Annotated in this window: 13 protein-coding genes; 11 read left to right on the top strand and 2 right to left on the bottom strand. The window is 64.3% G+C overall.

Going from position 1 to position 16,466, the window contains the following annotated elements; genetic code table 11:
* The first annotated feature begins 207 nt into the window (after positions 1–207).
* A complete protein-coding gene (locus ASC92_RS21250) occupies positions 208–3,288 on the top strand; it encodes an autotransporter outer membrane beta-barrel domain-containing protein (RefSeq protein WP_056519537.1) in 3,081 nt (1,026 codons plus the stop codon).
* A 30-nt stretch (positions 3,289–3,318) separates the two neighbouring features.
* Here ASC92_RS21250 and ASC92_RS21255 read toward each other — a convergent pair whose 3' ends face one another.
* Positions 3,319–4,320, bottom strand: coding sequence for an alpha/beta hydrolase (locus tag ASC92_RS21255; protein WP_056519540.1), 1,002 nt, complete (start codon positions 4,318–4,320; stop codon positions 3,319–3,321).
* Positions 4,321–4,685: 365 nt separating this feature from the next.
* Between ASC92_RS21255 and ASC92_RS21260 the strand changes: the two genes are divergently transcribed.
* The 10 genes from ASC92_RS21260 (at position 4,686) to ASC92_RS21295 (ending at position 15,757) form a co-directional block, all read left to right on the top strand.
* Positions 4,686–6,068 carry an EAL domain-containing protein gene (locus ASC92_RS21260; protein WP_056519543.1) on the top strand — a complete coding sequence of 461 codons (1,383 nt, stop codon included), beginning with the start codon at positions 4,686–4,688 and terminating at the stop codon, positions 6,066–6,068.
* The gene (locus tag ASC92_RS21265; RefSeq protein ID WP_056519545.1) at positions 6,065–6,331 is read left to right on the top strand and encodes a hypothetical protein; all 267 of its coding nucleotides are present in this window, start codon (positions 6,065–6,067) and stop codon (positions 6,329–6,331) included. The genes ASC92_RS21260 and ASC92_RS21265 overlap by 4 nt, the downstream gene beginning before the upstream one ends.
* 31 nt (positions 6,332–6,362) lie before the next feature.
* On the top strand, positions 6,363–7,145 hold the full coding sequence (locus ASC92_RS21270; RefSeq protein WP_056519547.1) for a Crp/Fnr family transcriptional regulator: 783 nt from the start codon (positions 6,363–6,365) through the stop codon (positions 7,143–7,145).
* A gap of 14 nt (positions 7,146–7,159) precedes the next feature.
* Positions 7,160–7,768, top strand: a complete 609-nt coding sequence (locus ASC92_RS21275; protein ID WP_235505930.1) for a helix-turn-helix transcriptional regulator — start codon at positions 7,160–7,162, stop codon at positions 7,766–7,768.
* A 57-nt stretch (positions 7,769–7,825) separates the two neighbouring features.
* Complete coding sequence (locus ASC92_RS21280; RefSeq protein WP_235505931.1) at positions 7,826–8,548, top strand: Crp/Fnr family transcriptional regulator; 723 nt, start codon at positions 7,826–7,828, stop codon at positions 8,546–8,548.
* A gap of 369 nt (positions 8,549–8,917) precedes the next feature.
* Positions 8,918–9,091, top strand: coding sequence for a hypothetical protein (locus tag ASC92_RS28695; RefSeq protein ID WP_157609092.1), 174 nt, complete (start codon positions 8,918–8,920; stop codon positions 9,089–9,091).
* A 1,909-nt stretch (positions 9,092–11,000) separates the two neighbouring features.
* Positions 11,001–14,021 carry an RHS repeat-associated core domain-containing protein gene (locus ASC92_RS21285; protein WP_056519555.1) on the top strand — a complete coding sequence of 1,007 codons (3,021 nt, stop codon included), beginning with the start codon at positions 11,001–11,003 and terminating at the stop codon, positions 14,019–14,021.
* A gap of 26 nt (positions 14,022–14,047) precedes the next feature.
* Complete coding sequence (locus ASC92_RS21290; RefSeq protein ID WP_157609093.1) at positions 14,048–14,356, top strand: hypothetical protein; 309 nt, start codon at positions 14,048–14,050, stop codon at positions 14,354–14,356.
* Between the two features lie 252 nt (positions 14,357–14,608).
* A complete protein-coding gene (locus ASC92_RS28700; protein WP_157609094.1) occupies positions 14,609–14,875 on the top strand; it encodes a hypothetical protein in 267 nt (88 codons plus the stop codon).
* Positions 14,876–15,469: 594 nt separating this feature from the next.
* A complete protein-coding gene (locus ASC92_RS21295; protein ID WP_056519562.1) occupies positions 15,470–15,757 on the top strand; it encodes a hypothetical protein in 288 nt (95 codons plus the stop codon).
* Between the two features lie 193 nt (positions 15,758–15,950).
* Here ASC92_RS21295 and ASC92_RS21300 read toward each other — a convergent pair whose 3' ends face one another.
* Complete coding sequence (locus ASC92_RS21300; RefSeq protein ID WP_056519565.1) at positions 15,951–16,265, bottom strand: hypothetical protein; 315 nt, start codon at positions 16,263–16,265, stop codon at positions 15,951–15,953.
* Between the last annotated feature and the right edge of the window lie 201 nt (positions 16,266–16,466).

Raw genomic sequence — 16,466 nt, forward strand, 5'->3', positions numbered from 1 at the left:
GGTCACGGCAAAGGCTGGCGCTCCCTAGGCACTCCCCATCGGCCTCCTCAGGGGTACCCGGTTCCGGGCATATCGCGGCACCATACGCGTACTTACATTTTGTCTTGCAAACAGAAAACAAAGAAAACAAGACATCTGCAAGCGCAAGAGAGAGTGCTCCGGCGCACGGGAGCCTGCCCGCCAGGTAACGAACGGACCATTGAAGCCATGAACAAGATTTTTCGAACCCTGTGGAATCCAACGCTCGGCACTTGGGTCGCCGCCCCCGAAACCTCGCGCGGCCATGCGCGGTCGGCGCGGCTGGGCGAACTGGGGGCCGTCGCCGTCGCGGTGCTGCTACTGGGCACCGGGCCGGCGCTGGCGGCTGGCGGCGCTGGTGGCCAGCCGGTTGGCGACACGTCGCTGAACGCCGGCGCGGGTGGCAGCAACGGCAGCGGTGGCAGCGGCGGGTTCAACGACATCACGGTGGGCGCCAGCGGAGGAGCCGGTGGGTCATCGACCGATGCCGGTGTCACGGCCGGCTCCAACGCGAACATTGGCTCCTTCGGCGGCGCGACCGCGGGCACGGGCGGCGCGGCAGGAACCAGCAGCAACGTCGTCAGCCCCGGCGTGATGCAGGGCGACAACGGCGGCGCGGGCCAGTCCCAGACCGGCGACTTCAGCAACGGCAACGGATACGGCGGCGGCGGTGGGGGTGGGTACCAAGGCTTTTCGATAGGTAACAGCGTCACCTCCTCCCCCGACAGCTACACCGGCGGCACCGGGGGCGCGGGCGGCAACGGCTATTGGGCGGCCGGCGGCGGCGGCGCGGGCGGCTATGGCTCCATCCTCAACGGCCCGCTCGGCAACTACACGGCCTCGGGCAGTTCGACTGGCGGCGCGGGGGGCCAGGGTGGCGGCGCCTTCTCGCAAAGCGGTGGCGGCGGCAGCGGCGGCGTCGGGTTCTTCCTGAACGCCACGACGCCGGGCCTCACGTTCACCAACAGCGGCACCATCGCGGGCGGGGCCGGCGGCGCAGGCGGGTCCGAATTGCTGCCGGCGCGCAGCAACGCCTCGGGCGGCGGCGGCGGCGCCGGCGGCAACGGCATCACGCTGACCGGCAGCACCGTGACCGTGGTCAACACAGGCGCAGTCACGGCTGGCGCCGGGGGCGCTGGCGGAGCCGCCGGCGGCGGCGCGGGAGGCACCGGCTCGCCGGGCGGCGGCGGCGACGGCGGCATCGGCCTGGGGGCCACGGGCGCTGGGGCAACGATCACCAACAGCGGCTCCATCGCAGGCGGGGCGGGCGGCGTCGGCGGCGCCAACAGCAACGGGGGCCCGAGCGGCGCGAACGGTGCAGGCGGCGTGGGCGTGATGGGCGCCAACCTCGCCATCAGCAGCAGCGGCGCCATCTCCGGCGGACTGGGCGGCGATGGCATCACCCGGGCCTCGGCCGTGCAGTTCACGGGGGGCGGCAACAGCCTCACCTTGAACGCCGGCGCGTCGCTGTCGGGCGCCGTTGCCATCGACAGCGGTGCCACGGCCAGCATCATCGCCGGCGCGGGCGGCCTGAGCCTGGGCAATGCCCTGCTGCTGGGCGGCACGGGCACCTTCAACACCAACGGCCACGACATGGGCTGGACGGGCCCGATCTCGGGCGCCGGCAGCCTCGTGAAGGATGGTGCGGGCACCCTCACCCTGGGCGGCGCGAACATCTACACCGGCGCCACCAGCGTCGCCGCCGGCACCTTGCGCGCCGGTGCGACCAACACCTTCAGCAGCACCAGCGCCTTCACGGTCGCCTCGGGCGCCACGCTGGACCTGGCCGGCCAGAGCCAGACCATTGCGTCGATGGCCAACGGCGGCACCGTCTCGCTGCTGGGCAGCGCACCCGGCACCACCCTCACGGTCACTGGCCCGTGGGTGGGCAACGGCGGCACGCTGCGCCTGGGCACGGCGCTGGGCGACAGCACCAGCGCGAGCGACCGGCTGGTCCTCAGCGGCAGCACCGCCATTGCCAGCGGCACGACCAACGTGCAGATCACAAACCTGGGAGGCCTGGGTGCGCTGACCGCCGGCAACGGCATCGAAGTCGTCAGCGCGCTGAACGGCGCCACGACCACCGCGCAGACCACGAAGAGCGCCTTCGCCTTGGCGGGCGGCCACGTCGATGCCGGCGCCTTCGAGTACCGGCTGTACGCCGCCGACGCGACCGGTGCGGGCGAGAACTGGTACCTGCGCTCCAGCGCCGTCGTCGTCCCGCCGACCGGTGGCGGGAACGGTGGAGGTGGCGGCACTGGTGGCAATGGTGGTGGTGGCGGCGGCGGCGTGATCGTGCCCACCTACCGCGCCGAAGTGCCGCTGTACGCGGCGCTGCCCGAGCAGTTGCGCCAATCCAACCTGGCGATGCTGGGCAACATGCATCAGCGCGTGGGTGACGACGGCCCGGCCGGTGCCAACACGGCCACGCCGGACCAGGGCTACCGCCAGACCTGGGCCCGCCTGATCAGCACGAACCGCACCATCGGCCAGAGCGGCACCGTCAGCCCCACGAGCAAGGGGCGCCTCACGGGCTTCCAGGCCGGCACCGACCTGTGGGCCGACGCCAACTGGCGTGCCGGCATCTACATCGGCGAACTCGACGGCGACATGCGCGTGACCGGCTTCGCCCGCGGCCTTGCGAATTACGCGGCCGGTTCCAGCGACCTGCAGAACCAGTACCTGGGCGCCTACGCCACCTGGAAGAACAACAGCGGCCTGTACGTGGACGGCGTGCTGCAGGCCGGCCGCCACCGCTACACGGCGGCACCCACGCTGGGCTTCGGCGGTTCCGGCAGCGGCAACAGCCTGCTGGCCTCCATCGAGGTGGGCCAGGCCTTCTCCATCGCGCCGAACTGGACCGTCGAGCCCCAGCTGCAACTGGTGCACCAGCGCGTGAGCCTGCACGACACGGGCATCCCGGGCGCCCTGGTGCAGCAGGACAGCCACAGCGGCTGGCTGGCGCGCGCCGGCGTGCGGGTCAAGGGCGAGATCAGCACCCCCGCCGGCCTGCTGCAGCCCTACGTGCGGGTCAACGTCTACCGCAGCAGCAGCGGCGCCGACGTCACCCGCTTCATCGGCCCCGCGGCGTACACCGACATTGCCACGCGCACCGGCGGCACCAGCACCGAGCTGGCGGCAGGCGCCACGCTGCAGCTGACGCCGAACATGAGCCTGTACGCGGAGCTGGGCAAGCTGTGGGCCTCGGGTGGCGCCACACGCACGAAGAGCGGCATCGACGGCAGCGTGGGCGTGAAGGTCCGCTGGTAAGGCGCTGGCGCTGCTGCTGCCGCCGCTGCGTCAGTGCGGCCCGGCGCCGAGATCCGCGCGAACCGCCGCGACGACGGACAGCACCGCGTCGATCACCGCATCCGGGTCGTCGAACTGGATGTCGTGACCGGCGTTCGGCAACAGCACCTGCCTGCCTCGCGAGGACCATGTCGCCTCGTCCTCGTGCAGTTGCTTCCAGATGGCCTGCACCTGCGTGCCCTGCCCGGGCGTGATCTTCATCCCGCGGAGTTCCGCCTCGGTGTACGGCGCCATCGCGGTGAGCACCACCAGCGGGCGGTTGCCCAGGTCGCGGAAGGCGCCGGCCTCGGCGAGCGTGGCGTCGGTCGCATCGCTCTCCACCAGCTGCGTGCTCAACGACTTGGGCGCGAAGGCGCGGATCGCCTGCGCATCGCGCGCCGTCTGGTTCCGCGCCTGCGGCAGCAGCGAGGGGGCCGCCGCGCGCAGCAGGCCGGACCATGCAAGCGAAATGGCGATGCGCGAGCGCAACGACCGCGTCTCGGTCATGAAGTCCGCGACGCGCGCGACCTGGTCCGGATGCGAGGGGTCGACGAGAACCAGCCCCGCCACCTCGGCGCCGAAGTGCCTCGTGAAGCTCGTCGCGAAGAGCCCACCCAGCGACTGGCCGACCAGCACGTAGGGCCCCCGTTCGCCCGCACGGGCGAGTGCCGCGTGAAGATCGTGCGCCACCTGACTTGCGCTGTGAGGCGCATCCGAAGGATCGCTCCACATCAGCCCTGCGCGGCTGTATGAGCACGCGCGCGTGCGTGCTGCGATCTTCGGCTGGACGGCCGACCAGCTCAACGAACCGTCGGCGCTCAGGCCTGCTTCGAACACGACGGTCGGCGAGCCGGAGCCCCGGCAATCCAGCTGGATTCTTCGCCCGCCGATGTCGATCATCTTCCCGGGCGCGGGGAAGTCACGCGCCGCGCGGTAGCGGCCAGCCTGCTCGTACACGACGCCCATGAGGATGGCCAGTGCGACGAGTGCGGCACTCCAAAGAACGATGCGCATCACCAGAAGTTTCGACGAGTGCTTCACTGATCCGGGTAGTGCCACCACCGGCGTCCTCCCATGGCGGCTTTCCACGGGCGTCCTTCGGCAACAGAGATTTGCGTACTTTTCGCTTCAGCTTATCGACCGAATCCTTTGTGCAATCGATCTGCCGTGCGGGCGCGCAGCCTTTCGGCTATCTTGAAAAAAACTGCATGGAGTGCGCTACTCCATGCGCGCCCAAGGGAATGAAACTTTCGCCGGCGCGATGCGAGGCCGGGGCAGGTGTGACGGGAAACACAGTTGGGAAGCGAAAGCGCTGTCAACGACCATTGCAATCCGTAGCATCCGGAAGGTTCATAAAACGAGATTCGAAGGAGGATCAGATGGCCGCTCTCTCACCACAGACTCCGTGGTCCGTCGCATGGGCTCCACGCACAGCGGGAAGCCGCGCGCATGGGGAGCATGTCGAGCGAAGCGCGTGGGCCGCGCCGTTTGATGCCGCCGACACCGCACCCGCCCTGCAAACTGCGCCGCGCAGGGCCTGCGCCTATGTGTTCATCGCGAACCTGCCGCACCTCATCGAAGCCTACGGGCAGGATTTCGCAGCCGCAGCCAGCCTGGAAATACAGCGCCGTCTGGGCGCCCACTTCCTCACCTCGGCCGCCACCGACATGGCCCGGCTGCGCGACGACTGCTTCCTGCTGTGGGCCAACGACGCGTTCGTCTGCGGCGCGCGCGACATCCGCGAACTGCCGCATGACGTGCGCCACCGGAGCCGCCCCATCGAGACGCTGCTTGCCGTGCTTGGCGCCGAACCCGTGCGTGCGAAGGGCATCGCCGCGATGGTGCAGTTGCATGCCGACTGGATCGAGGTGCGCCCGCCCGAGCAGCTCGGCACGTCGGAGATCGAGTTCGCCCTGTGGACTGCGCAACCGTTTCCGGATTTGCGCGAGAACAGGGCCGACGAATGGTGCCAGCGCTACCGCTCCGACATGGACGTCGCCGTGCGCGTCAGCGAAGCGCTGCGCACCGAGGCGCTCTCCTTCGAATGGCAGCCGGTGGTGCACGCTGGCGGCAATACCAGTACTTTCTACCTCGCAGGGCGCGTGCGTCTGCCGCCGAGCCGCAGCGAGCCGGCGCTTCTTGCGCAGGAGGTGTTCCTGCCGTGCCTGCAGCGACTGGGGCTGGCTCGCGCGTTCGATCGCATCGTGATGCGCCAGGCCCTGGCGGAACTGCGGTCGCAGACCAGCGCGCACATCGGCGTGGGCATCTGCGCGCAGAGCACCAAGCTCGACCACTGGTGGGCGTCGCTGTGCTCGGCACTCGACGAAGAGCCCGCGCTGGCCTCCCGCCTCGTGATCGAGATCGTGGGCAGCGCCACGCTCGCCGATCTCGAGGCCGCCCACGACTTCTGCGTGCAGATGCAATTGCGCGGTTGCCGCATCGCCATGCGGGACATCGGCGGCGGCAACGACAACCTCGTCGCGCTGCAGTCCTGCGGGCCCGATATCGTGAAGCTCGACGCGTCGCTGCTGCGCCGTGCGCGCGACGACACCTTCGGCATCGAGTGCCTGCAGGGCATGATTTCTCTTTGCACGCACTTCGCGGCCCAGGTCGTGGTCGACGGCATCGAGCGCGAAGACGACATGCACATCGCCTCGCGCGTGGGCGCGCGGTGGCTGCAGGGCTACGGCGTGCGTGGCACCGAGCCGGCCGCGAGATCCGCGGCGGCCGCTCCGGCGCATCCTTCGCAGGGGTGCCTGTGAAACTTCCGCCCGACTTCGAGCTGCGCCTTGCGCGGCTGAGCAAAGACCTTGGCCAGCTGCAGCGCACGGTCCAATCGCTCCTGGCCGTTTTCGATCGCCCGCACGTCGCCAGACGCGCGCGGATTTCCATGGAGTCTGCGCAGTACGCAGTGCTCGAAGCGGCGCTGCGCACGTCGGAGGCGGCGCTGTCGAAGTTGCATGAGGAAGGCGAAGGCGTGCGAGAACGTCCCGCGCTCACTTCATCCAAGCCGCCGGTCGGGTGACTCGACCCACGGCACCGATTCTTCTCCAGCCATGTACCTGAACCCTCTCTTCGCCAACGTGTCGCAGGCGGAACGCATTGCGCTGGTCCAGAGCAGCCAGCTGCGCTCCTACCGGCGCAACGAAGTGGTGCTCGCGGCCGGCAGCTCCAGCGATTGCGTCTATTGCGTGGCCAGCGGACTGCTGCGCGTGGTGGAGCAGGCGAAGGGCCGCGCCCATGCCTCCAATATCACGACCGACTTCATCCGCCGGAACGAGTTCTTCATCGGCCCCTCTCTTTCCGAGGACACCTACCAGGCCAAGCACACGCTGGTCGCCGCGTTGCCCGCGGCAGTGCACCTCATTCCCGTCGTCGCGTTGCGCAAGATCTGCGGTTCGTACCCGGAGGTGGCCATCGGGCTGCTGGAACTCGCGATCGAACGGATGGCCGTCATGCGCAACCAGCTGCGTCGCATGTCGGCGCTGTCCACCGAAGACGTCGTGAGCCGCGTGCTGCACCAGCTGACCGTGCTGGCCCCCTCGAGCACGGGGGCGTTCGACAAGCGCATCTCCCAATCGGTGATCGCCTCCTACTCGGGCCTGTCGCGCGAAGTCGTCAACAAGACCATGCGCGACATGGAACAACGCGGCCTTGTGCGGCGCGACGATCAAGGCGTGCACGTGCCCGCCAATTTCGCTTCCACCGACTTCGGCAGCCTCGTGCCCGCCGAGGACAACCTGGTGCGTGCCGAGCAGAACCAGGTCGAGCCGATCTTCTTCGAGAACTTCCCGGACCCGGCGGGTGACCCACATGGGCGCAAACCCGGGGACGATTGAACGCGCGCCGTTACTTGAAGGCATCGATGTCCAAAGAAAAGAGCAAGCGGATTGCCGCGCGGCCCGAACGAAGTTCGATGGAAGCATCGTCCGTGCGTGCGGCCAACGGCGGCGAGCCGCGCGTCGGCGGTAACGGCGATGGCGTGCCACGAATCGATTCGTCGACCGCCGCAACCGCCGCAGCCTTGCTGTTCGTCAAAGCGGCCCAGCGTGAACTCGTCCTTCTGATGCGTCTGATTGCCGAGGGCGATTCGGCCATGGCGATGCGACTCGCGTGGTGCATCGTGGAACGGGGGCGCGCGGTCCTGGGGCCTGAACCGCCGTCTTCGGCCTCGTTGCCGGCACAAGTTGGGGGTTCTTCGCAGGCGGAGGAAACGCGCCTCGCGCCATCGGCGAGTTCAGGCGCTGGAGGCCGCGCACTCTCGCGTCGCGAACTCGACGTGCTTCGAATGATTTCGCAAGGCCTGAGCAACCGCCAGATTGCCGAACTGAGCCATCGCTCGCTGCACACCGTGGATGCGCATGCGAAGAGCATCTATCGCAAGCTGGCCGTGAAGTCGCGTGCCCAGGCGGTGCGAGATGCCATGCAGAAAGGCTTGATCGATCTGGAGGCCTGCGAATAGAAATGGCTGCAGCTGCTGCGCGCGAAGGGATGCTGTAGGAAGGAATCCCTAATTCAGGTGATTGCGTTTCGACCTGTCGCCTTTCATCATCGCAGCGTGTATCTGCATCCATTGCTTGCCCGCTTGCCGCTGGTGGAACGTTCGGCCATCGGGCAGCTTTGCGAGCTGCGTTCATACGCTCGCAACGAGACGATCCTTGCATCGAACGAATGGACCAGTTCGTTCTACTGCGTGGAAAGCGGGCTGGTGCGTGTGGTTGCCCAGGGCCGTGACGGTGCGCAGGAAGATGCGGAAGTGACCACGGATTTCATTCGCCGGCACGACTTCTATCTTGGCGGCTCCCTGAGCGAACCAAAGTACCTGGCTGCCCACAGATTGATCGCGGTGCTTCCTTGCACGATCTACCTCGTTCCCGTGTTGGCGATAAAAGCGCTTTGCGAGCGGCATCACGGCATCGCATTGGAACTGCTTGGTGCAGAGGCTGCCCGCATGAACGTCCTGCGCCGCCAGATCCGGCGCATATCTTCGCTTTCTTCAGAAGAGATGGTCGGCCGTGTACTCCACAAGATGACCCAGATAGCCCCCGCCGGCCACGAGGCCTACGACAAGCGCGTCACACAGGGGGTCATCGCCTCCTACGCCGGCGTTTCCCGCGAAGTCGTCAACAGGACGATGCGGGAGATGGAAAGGCGCGGTGTGTTGCTGCGCGATTCACAGAGCGTGCACGTGCCGCAGGACTTCGCGGGGACAGACTTCGGCTTGCCGCCTTCCACGCCATAGTCGGGCACAAGGGCGAAAAATAGCTGAGATCGGTGAGTTGCATTCGACAGGGTGTAACGAAAGAATCGAACAAGAAATTCCTCCCGTTGTTTCTACACAGACCTTCCATGTCCCATCTGTTCGTCGCTTGTCCGTGCAGCATCACGCACCTTGCGCGCATTCATCGCAGTGGGTGGATGCACCTGCTGCCCTGGCTGCGTCTTTATCGGTGTGCGAATTGTGAAAGACGTCAGCTTCGTTCCGAGCGAGCGGTGGATGATGCGCGTGCGCGCTCGACTCAGGTCTAGAACATCACCGCGCGCTTGCCGCGCTCGATGACTGGCTGCACTCGATGGTCGCCGCCGCACTGCTGCCAGCGATGCTGAACGGATGCGCAAGCAATTCACCGCCTTCGCCTCCCGTGATCGGGACCAAGCCGCAAGCGACCCGCTGCCTGCCAGCGTGTCGCGGATCGAGCCGCGATCCTCGGAGATCTGGCTGCGCGAGGTGCAGCGCTACTTCGAAGCGGTCGAATCATCGTTGAGCAGCGAGACGCCGAGGTAGAGCTATTGCTGGGCTCTCTGAAGAATGACCGGGCGCTGATGGCGCCGTAGCAGCAGTTGCCGCGGCACTTTGGTGCGAGCGCGGGCAATGATGGGTTCGGGCTGCGCGACCGTGCGCCGCTCGACAGTCGTTCACCGACAACAGCAATTTCTGGGGATTGAGCGCTTTCGTGTTCATCTTGTCGGAAACCCTTCCAGGGCCATCGATTTGTCGTTGTCGGGGTTTGGCCTTTCGGCTAATCTGAAACAACTTGTACGGAGTGCGCTGCGTGGCGGTGCGCGTCACCTGAGGAGGTAACGGTCCGACCGAGAAATGCTGATCGTCGCGGTTCGTGAAGAGTGGACTGCAGATGCTCAGACGCGTAAATGAGAAGGCATGGGGGAGAGTGATGATGAATGCGGCGGCGTCGCGACAGACGCGCGAGTTTGTTTCGTTTCCGCAATGGGCGACTGGTTGTCATAGTCTCGGTGAATGGTTGGTGCGCGTCCTCCGTTGGTCGGCAGTGCTTTTCTTTACCTGTTTTGGTGCTGCGTCCTCGCAGGTTCCGAAACTGTCGAAGGGGTTGAAGGCCGCAGCGCGCAGCCTGTTGCTGGTGCTGATTGCCCTCCCGTGCTTCCATGCTGCGGCAGGTGTGGCCAAGCGGATTCAATACACTAACAACCCGCCGTATTGGTACGACTCACCAGCGGCGTTCTGCGATTCATACAGGGACTATTGGGTCAAGAATTACAACCAGCCGTTGGCTCAATATGTTCTTGATACATGTGTCCCACCGACACCGAATCCCGGTAACAACGGAAGTGTGTCGGGGCTTATGTACCCGGCGAGCAATCCCCAGGCAGGCTTTCGGTTTGGAGGACCATTTTGGTCTGCGTACCGTTGCCCGCTCAACAGCACCGGCGCAACGGACGTGTGCGATTGCGACAGAGGATTTTTGGAGGCCCCTGACGGGGGATTCTGCGTGGCATCGCCTGTGGAGCCACCATCGGACGGAACGGTCGACGGCATGTGCACTCGCAACCCGCTGTATCTTCCAGATGCTGACAAGATTCGATCGGAAGTCGATTGGTCAGACGGCGGCTCGGAACCGCTGTCCATAGTCAGAACGTTCAGAGGCAATTGGGGGCGAGAGTTCATCAATCCGAACCTCAACTTCGGGCGTGCCTGGAGGCACAACCACGAGTTCAATCTTCAGTTCAGTCCGCTCGACAATCCAATCTCCGCGACTGTCACACTGCCCCAAGGCTATCGGAGGACTTTCTCGCGGCCTGGATCAACATCCGCTTGGGTGGCTGTGAATAGCGCGGATGCGCTCACCCAACTTGGGAACGGGACGTGGCTGTATGTCAATGCCGAAGACGACTCGAGCTTGGCGTTCGATCCGAATGGAAGGTTGACGGTCAGGCGTTCTCGCAACGGCTGGTTGTGGCTCTATACCTATGACGCGCTGGGCCGCCTCGGTCAAGTTGCCAATCCCTTTGGTCGCAGCATCCAGTTCACCTACAACGGCGATGGTCAAATCACTGGTGTTTTACTGCCGGATGGCCGGGCACTGACTTACGCGTATGACGCAGGAAAAAGGCTTGGGCGGGTGACCTACCCGGACGGAAAAGGGCGCTCATTTGTCTATGAGGCCGGCGTCTTTGATCATGCATTGACGGGAATCGTGGACGAAGCGGGTACGCGGTGGGCGACCTTTGCCTACGACGGGACTGGAAAGGCAACCACCTCCTGGCTTGTCGGCAATGTCGAACGGTATGTCGCGAGCTATTCCGCCGCTTCCTCTGCAACGGTTACGGATCCGCTGGGTACTGTCAGGACGTACTCGTACGGGAAGACGCTGGGCAAGCTCGCCGTTACTGCAGGTTCGCTGCCCTCAGGCGAAGGCGGGAGCGATGCCGCGGGCCGTGTGCAAGATGCCAACGGCCTCATCATCAGCGAGACCGACTTCAAGGGCGCAATCACAACGACGACGTGGGATGTCGCCCGTCGGTTGCCGACTACCGTGGTCTACGCTTCTGGCACCCCCGATGCGAAGACCGTGACGACCCAATGGCACACGACCTTCTCGTTGCCCGTGCTCGTCACGGAGCCCGGCCGCACCACAGCCTACACCTACGACGCTGGTGGCAATGTCTTGTCGAAGACCATCACTGACACCGTCACCAACAAGGCCCAGCTCTGGCAGTGGACCTACAACACTTCGCAGCTGGTCGATACGGCGACGGAGCCTAACGGCGCAGTCACCAGCTACACCTACGACACCCGGGGCAACGCCCTTACCTCGACGAATGCCCTAGGCCACGTCACCGGCTACACCTACGACAACGCCAACCGCGTCACTGGTTCGACAGCCCCCAACGGCCTCGTCACCACCTACACCTACGACCAGCGCGACCGCCTGCTGACCCAGACCGTGGGCGGCCAGACCACCGTCCTGACCTACAAGCCCTTCGGCGCGGTCGAGACGGTGTCCTTGCCCACTGGCCTCGTCTTAACGTATCCCTACGACACCGCCCACCGCCTGACAGGCTGGAGCAACAACCGAGGCGAATCCGGCACCTACACCCTCGACGCCATGGGCAACCGCACCGCCGAGCAGATCAAGGACAGCGCCGGCAACGTCGCCTGGAGCGTGGCGCGCACCGTCAACAACATCAACCGCCTGTCCGCCAAGACCGAAGGCCCGAACCAGACCATGGGCTTCGGCTACGACGCCAACGGCGAACTGACCCGTTCAACCAACGGCCTGAACCAGAGCACGAACTACGGCCTGGACGGCCTGCGCCGCGTCAAGACCGTGACCGACGCGGCCAACGCCAGCGCCACCCTCAAGTACAACGCCCTGGACGCCGTCACCGAAGCCAAGGACTTCAAGGGCGTGGCCACCGCCTACACCCGCGACGCCCAGGGCAACGCCACCACCGAGGCCAGCGCCGACACGGGCGGCGCCAGCACCCAGTACGACGCCCTGGGCCTGCCCAGCCAGATCACCGACGCCCTCGGCCAGGCCACCACCATCGCGCGCGACCTGCTCGGGCGGCCCACGAGCCTGGTCTTCGCCGACGGCAAGACCACCACGCTGCGCTACGACCTCACGGCCAACAGCAAGGGGTACCTGTCGGAGATCGTCGACCGCAGCGGCACCACCGAGTACACCCGCGATGCCTTCGGCCGCGTGACGCTCAAGAAGCAGACGCTGATCAACGGCAGCGTTCAGCAGGTCAGCTACGCCTACAACCCCAACGGCACGCTGGCGAGCATCGGCTACCCCAACGGCGGAGGCACGCTCACCCACGCCTACGACAGCAGCGGGCGCCTGACGGGCCTGAGCCTGAACGGCAACCCCCTCGTCAGCGGCATCGCCTGGAACCCTCTGGGCCAGCCCACGGCTTGGACCTGGGCCTTTGCAAGCCCGAGCCTCGCCGCCAGCCGCAGCTACGACACCGCGGGCCGCCTCACCGCCACCGAGTTCAGCAGCTACGTCTACGACGCAGCCGGGCGCATCACGAGCCTGACGCAGAACCTCTACCAGCCCGGCGACACCGATCCGACGCACAGCACGCTCGCCAATGCCAACGTGACCTGGAGCGTGGACTACAGCGCCGTGGGGCGCATCACCGGCTTCAACGCCACGGGCAACACGACCGGCTTCGGCTACGACGCCAACGGCAACCGGGCCAGCAGCACGCGACTGCTGAACGGCCAGACCACCAGCCGCACCTACACGGTGGGCTCGACCAGCAACCAGCTCACGGGCTTCAGCCAGACCCTCAACGGTGCGAGCAGCACGAGCGTGGCCTACGGCTACAACGCCAACGGCGGCATGCTCACCGATGGGCTGCGCAGCTACACCTACGACGCCGAGGGGCGCCTGGCGGCGGCGACGACAGGCGCAACCGACACGAGCCCGACCACGCGCTATGCGCACAACGCGCTGGGGCAGCGGGTGTTCAAGACCGAGCCGCTGTATCCGCCGAGCCAGGGGGATGAGGCCGATCCGGGGTTCATGCAGAGCTTGATCGCGTTCTTCACGAAGCTGTGGAACCCGAGCACCACGCAGGCCGAGCAGCTGGGCTACGCCTACACCTACGACGAGCAGGGCAGCTTGATCGCGGAGGTGGGCAGCGGGGGGACGAAAAGTGCGGGGCAGGCCAGCTACATCTACCTGCCGACGGGCAATGGGGCGATGCCGATTGCGGCCATCATCAACGGCAGCACGTATGCCGTTCACAGCGATCACCTGAACACGCCGCGCAAGCTCACGAATTCGGACGGCAATGCGGTGTGGCAATGGGGCTACAGCGCCTTCGGAGAAGACAAGCCGACCACGGCGAAGAACCGCTTCGCCAACCTCGACGCAACGCCGAATCCGGGCACGACCAGCATCTCCGAGGTGAAGTTCAACCTGCGGTATCCGGGCCAATACTCAGACGACGAATCTGGGCTGTTCTACAACTACTTCCGCTCATACGACGCGAGGACGGGGCGGTACAGCCAGCCTGACCCCATTGGGCTGGGTGGCGGATGGAATCGGTTTGGTTATGTCTCAGCGAACCCCTTGAAGTTCACTGACCCGTTGGGGCTGGCCGAATATCTCGGACTGCCGGTGATTGAAGGCCACTTGCGATGGCTCTCCGGAATTCAAGGAGCAGACTTCGATAAAGACCCATTTGATGCGCCAAATCGAGAGATGCTGGATCGTCTGCGCCGGGGTGAAGAAAGTCCATGGGATGTTGCGTTCTATCGGCATGAAATGGCAGAGGCTGATCTGTGCAGACCAGCTCGCAAACTCCCCCTTGAAGATGCATTGAAGGTGCAAAAACAGAGCCACGAGCAAGTGCTTCGCAATCAGCAAAATCGAGAAAAGGACCTGTATCACCCGGATGTTGTTTTCAGGAATCGTGGTGTCTTCGGAAAAGATTGGTAGAGTGACATATGGCTTTTAGCACCCACATGCTTCTGAAGAAGGACGCCGAGGATGATGCGGCTGTCATCTATCTAGTGGTTTCATTGGATTTCAATCCAGAAGGTGAATGGCAACCGATCGGCAAACTCACGCTCCAGAAAGCGGGGAAGACGTTCGCCTTTGAGCCGCTGAACGAATGGGCGATTCAGGGAATCACCGTATCGCCGCAGGATCCATCCACCTCGGAGGAGCTTAGAAATAGTGGGGAGTACTGGATGGCGTGGAGAGGCCGAATTCGGCTTTGGGCCATGCGCTTGATTGAGCAGGGTCGCTATCCAGAGGTGTACCCGAGCTAACGATTCCCGTTAGATGCAACTCTCAACGAAGCTGGTATCCAACGCAGGCCGAGCAGTTTGGGCTAGGTCAGTTCGAACCCGGATACGTCTTTCGGAATGTGTTTGTCGATGCGAACGGCAACGTGATCTTGCGCACGTATGGTGAAGGAACAGGCGGCTGGCGGGGATTCAATAACTGGCTCGGAAAGCATGGCTGGCCTCTGGTCGACCAGCGAATTCCGAAGGCCATAGGACGATAAGGAGCGGGACTATATGGGTGGCGAAAATCTATTCACTATTGCAGCGGTACTTGGTGGGGCAATGTTCCTGTACTTAGCATTTCGGAGCGTGCAGTCCTTCACTCGCGCCTATGCGCTACCAACACTGGCGTTCTCAATCGGCGTTGGGGTTTGGTCTGCTTACGATATGCCGCGCCATAGCTATCACATCTACTTTTTTGTAGGATTCCTGCTCGGTTCGATAGTGTTCCATTTGCATGCTGCAGCTATCAAATCGCTTCTCGGCCGGCAAAAGAGATGATCACTTGACTGGAGCAACCCCATCGCTCTCGGCGGAGGATGGAGCCGGTTTGGATATGTAGGTGCCCCCTGGGGCAACAGACCCGAGAGGTCTGCAGACCGTTTACGGTCCACGAGGCATTCCAATTCCGGTTGGCTCGAGTCCTGTGTCGCAGAGCGGTTCTTATGACCCAGACGGGATTCCCATCGAGCCAACTGGTATCCCATGGCCCAAGCTGCTGCCTCAGCCGTGGGTGGATGGGATCAAGGATGCTTGCAAGAGGCTCGGGGATCGGATGTTCTCTGGTGATGGCAGCGGAGACAAGCACCCGAGCACGCCAACGGGTCAACGAGGCAGCCCGATTGAGGTGGAGCCTGGTGCAAATGAGCCGACAAGTATCGATGGCCGAGACTACACAGGGCATGCCTTAGACAGAATGCAGGGTCGCGGTCTTCCACCTTCGGTGATCGAGGATGCAATCCAGAACGGCACGTCTGTTCCGGGCAATCAACCGGACACGACCGTTCATGTGAGTCCTGATGGTCGTGTGACTGTCGTCACAGGCGGTCGCGGTCAAGTGGTCACAGTCATACCCAAATGAGAGCGAGGAAAGTGATGGATGAATTTCTGGCTAGACAGTTTTCAGTGCTGCAAAAACTGATCAACGACTATCGTCAAAAGGCAGTCAGTCTGAATGCTCTCATTCAACGCATTGAGGGAGTCACCGGGGTGCTTGGTAACCACACGTGGAGCGATGCCGTCTTCCCCATCGTTCTATCCTTAGAGCAAGTGAATGCCGCAACCCTGGAAGCAAGGAGAGAGTTGACTGCAGTTGAAGCCGCCGCGGTTGAAAGCTCGTTGCTTGAACTCAAAGCACTCATCAAAAGCTTCGAGGCCGGTTGAGGACGCGCGGCGTCCAAGGCATGACCCATCCGTCGGACTTTCTTCATCACCGACGGAAAATTTTCCGAACAATCAACAGTCCGAATAGTCGCGCGAGAACAGATGGCGTTCAACGAATCAATGACACCAGCAGATTGCCTGCCGATGATTCGTGACTGCGTGCCTACCCGAGCATCGTTAACCTTGAAGACATTCATCGCGCACCGCCTTCAATCAAGGCAACCCGCAACAACTGCATCGTGGCGTCGGCCGTCTCAATCCTCCGCTGCATCTCCTCATTGACTACCCGCACCAGCGCACCGAGCTCGGTGCGGGTCGGATAAACCTCTTCCGTATCGTTCACGCCCTGCGGAACGATGAGTTTTTCGAGGCACGCATACGCACGCTGTACCTCGTGAAGGCCGTCGATGTCATCGCAAGCCTGCAGCGCAAGCGCTTCAACGCTGTTGGCTCCAGAAGATTCGGTAGATGAAGAGACGTGCGCGGACGCGCGGGTGAATCCAGCCATGAATGGCCTCCCAAGGGTTTCGTTTTGCTGAAACCGACGCACTCAACGCCAATTGAGGGCGGCAGCTCGACGGGTTGGCGTACCGGGAAACCACTTGCGTGAAACCGGCCGGGCTCGCGCCCGCCCATCGAGCCGCCAAAACTGGAGGCAAGAACGACAAAGCCGCAGACCCTGCGGGGGTGACTGCGGCTTGCGTCGCAG

It is taken from the genome of Variovorax sp. Root411 (assembly GCF_001425205.1).
Classification (GTDB): domain Bacteria; phylum Pseudomonadota; class Gammaproteobacteria; order Burkholderiales; family Burkholderiaceae_C; genus Variovorax.

Coding starts and splice junctions, on each gene's coding strand:
- ASC92_RS21300 (WP_056519565.1), bottom strand. CDS start 16,265: ATGGCTGGATTCACCCGCGCGTCCGCGCACGTCTCTTCATCTACCGAA.
- ASC92_RS28695 (WP_157609092.1), top strand. CDS start 8,918: ATGCGCAAGCAATTCACCGCCTTCGCCTCCCGTGATCGGGACCAAGCC.
- ASC92_RS28700 (WP_157609094.1), top strand. CDS start 14,609: ATGGGTGGCGAAAATCTATTCACTATTGCAGCGGTACTTGGTGGGGCA.
- ASC92_RS21250 (WP_056519537.1), top strand. CDS start 208: ATGAACAAGATTTTTCGAACCCTGTGGAATCCAACGCTCGGCACTTGG.
- ASC92_RS21255 (WP_056519540.1), bottom strand. CDS start 4,320: ATGCGCATCGTTCTTTGGAGTGCCGCACTCGTCGCACTGGCCATCCTC.
- ASC92_RS21260 (WP_056519543.1), top strand. CDS start 4,686: ATGGCCGCTCTCTCACCACAGACTCCGTGGTCCGTCGCATGGGCTCCA.
- ASC92_RS21290 (WP_157609093.1), top strand. CDS start 14,048: ATGCTTCTGAAGAAGGACGCCGAGGATGATGCGGCTGTCATCTATCTA.
- ASC92_RS21270 (WP_056519547.1), top strand. CDS start 6,363: ATGTACCTGAACCCTCTCTTCGCCAACGTGTCGCAGGCGGAACGCATT.
- ASC92_RS21295 (WP_056519562.1), top strand. CDS start 15,470: ATGGATGAATTTCTGGCTAGACAGTTTTCAGTGCTGCAAAAACTGATC.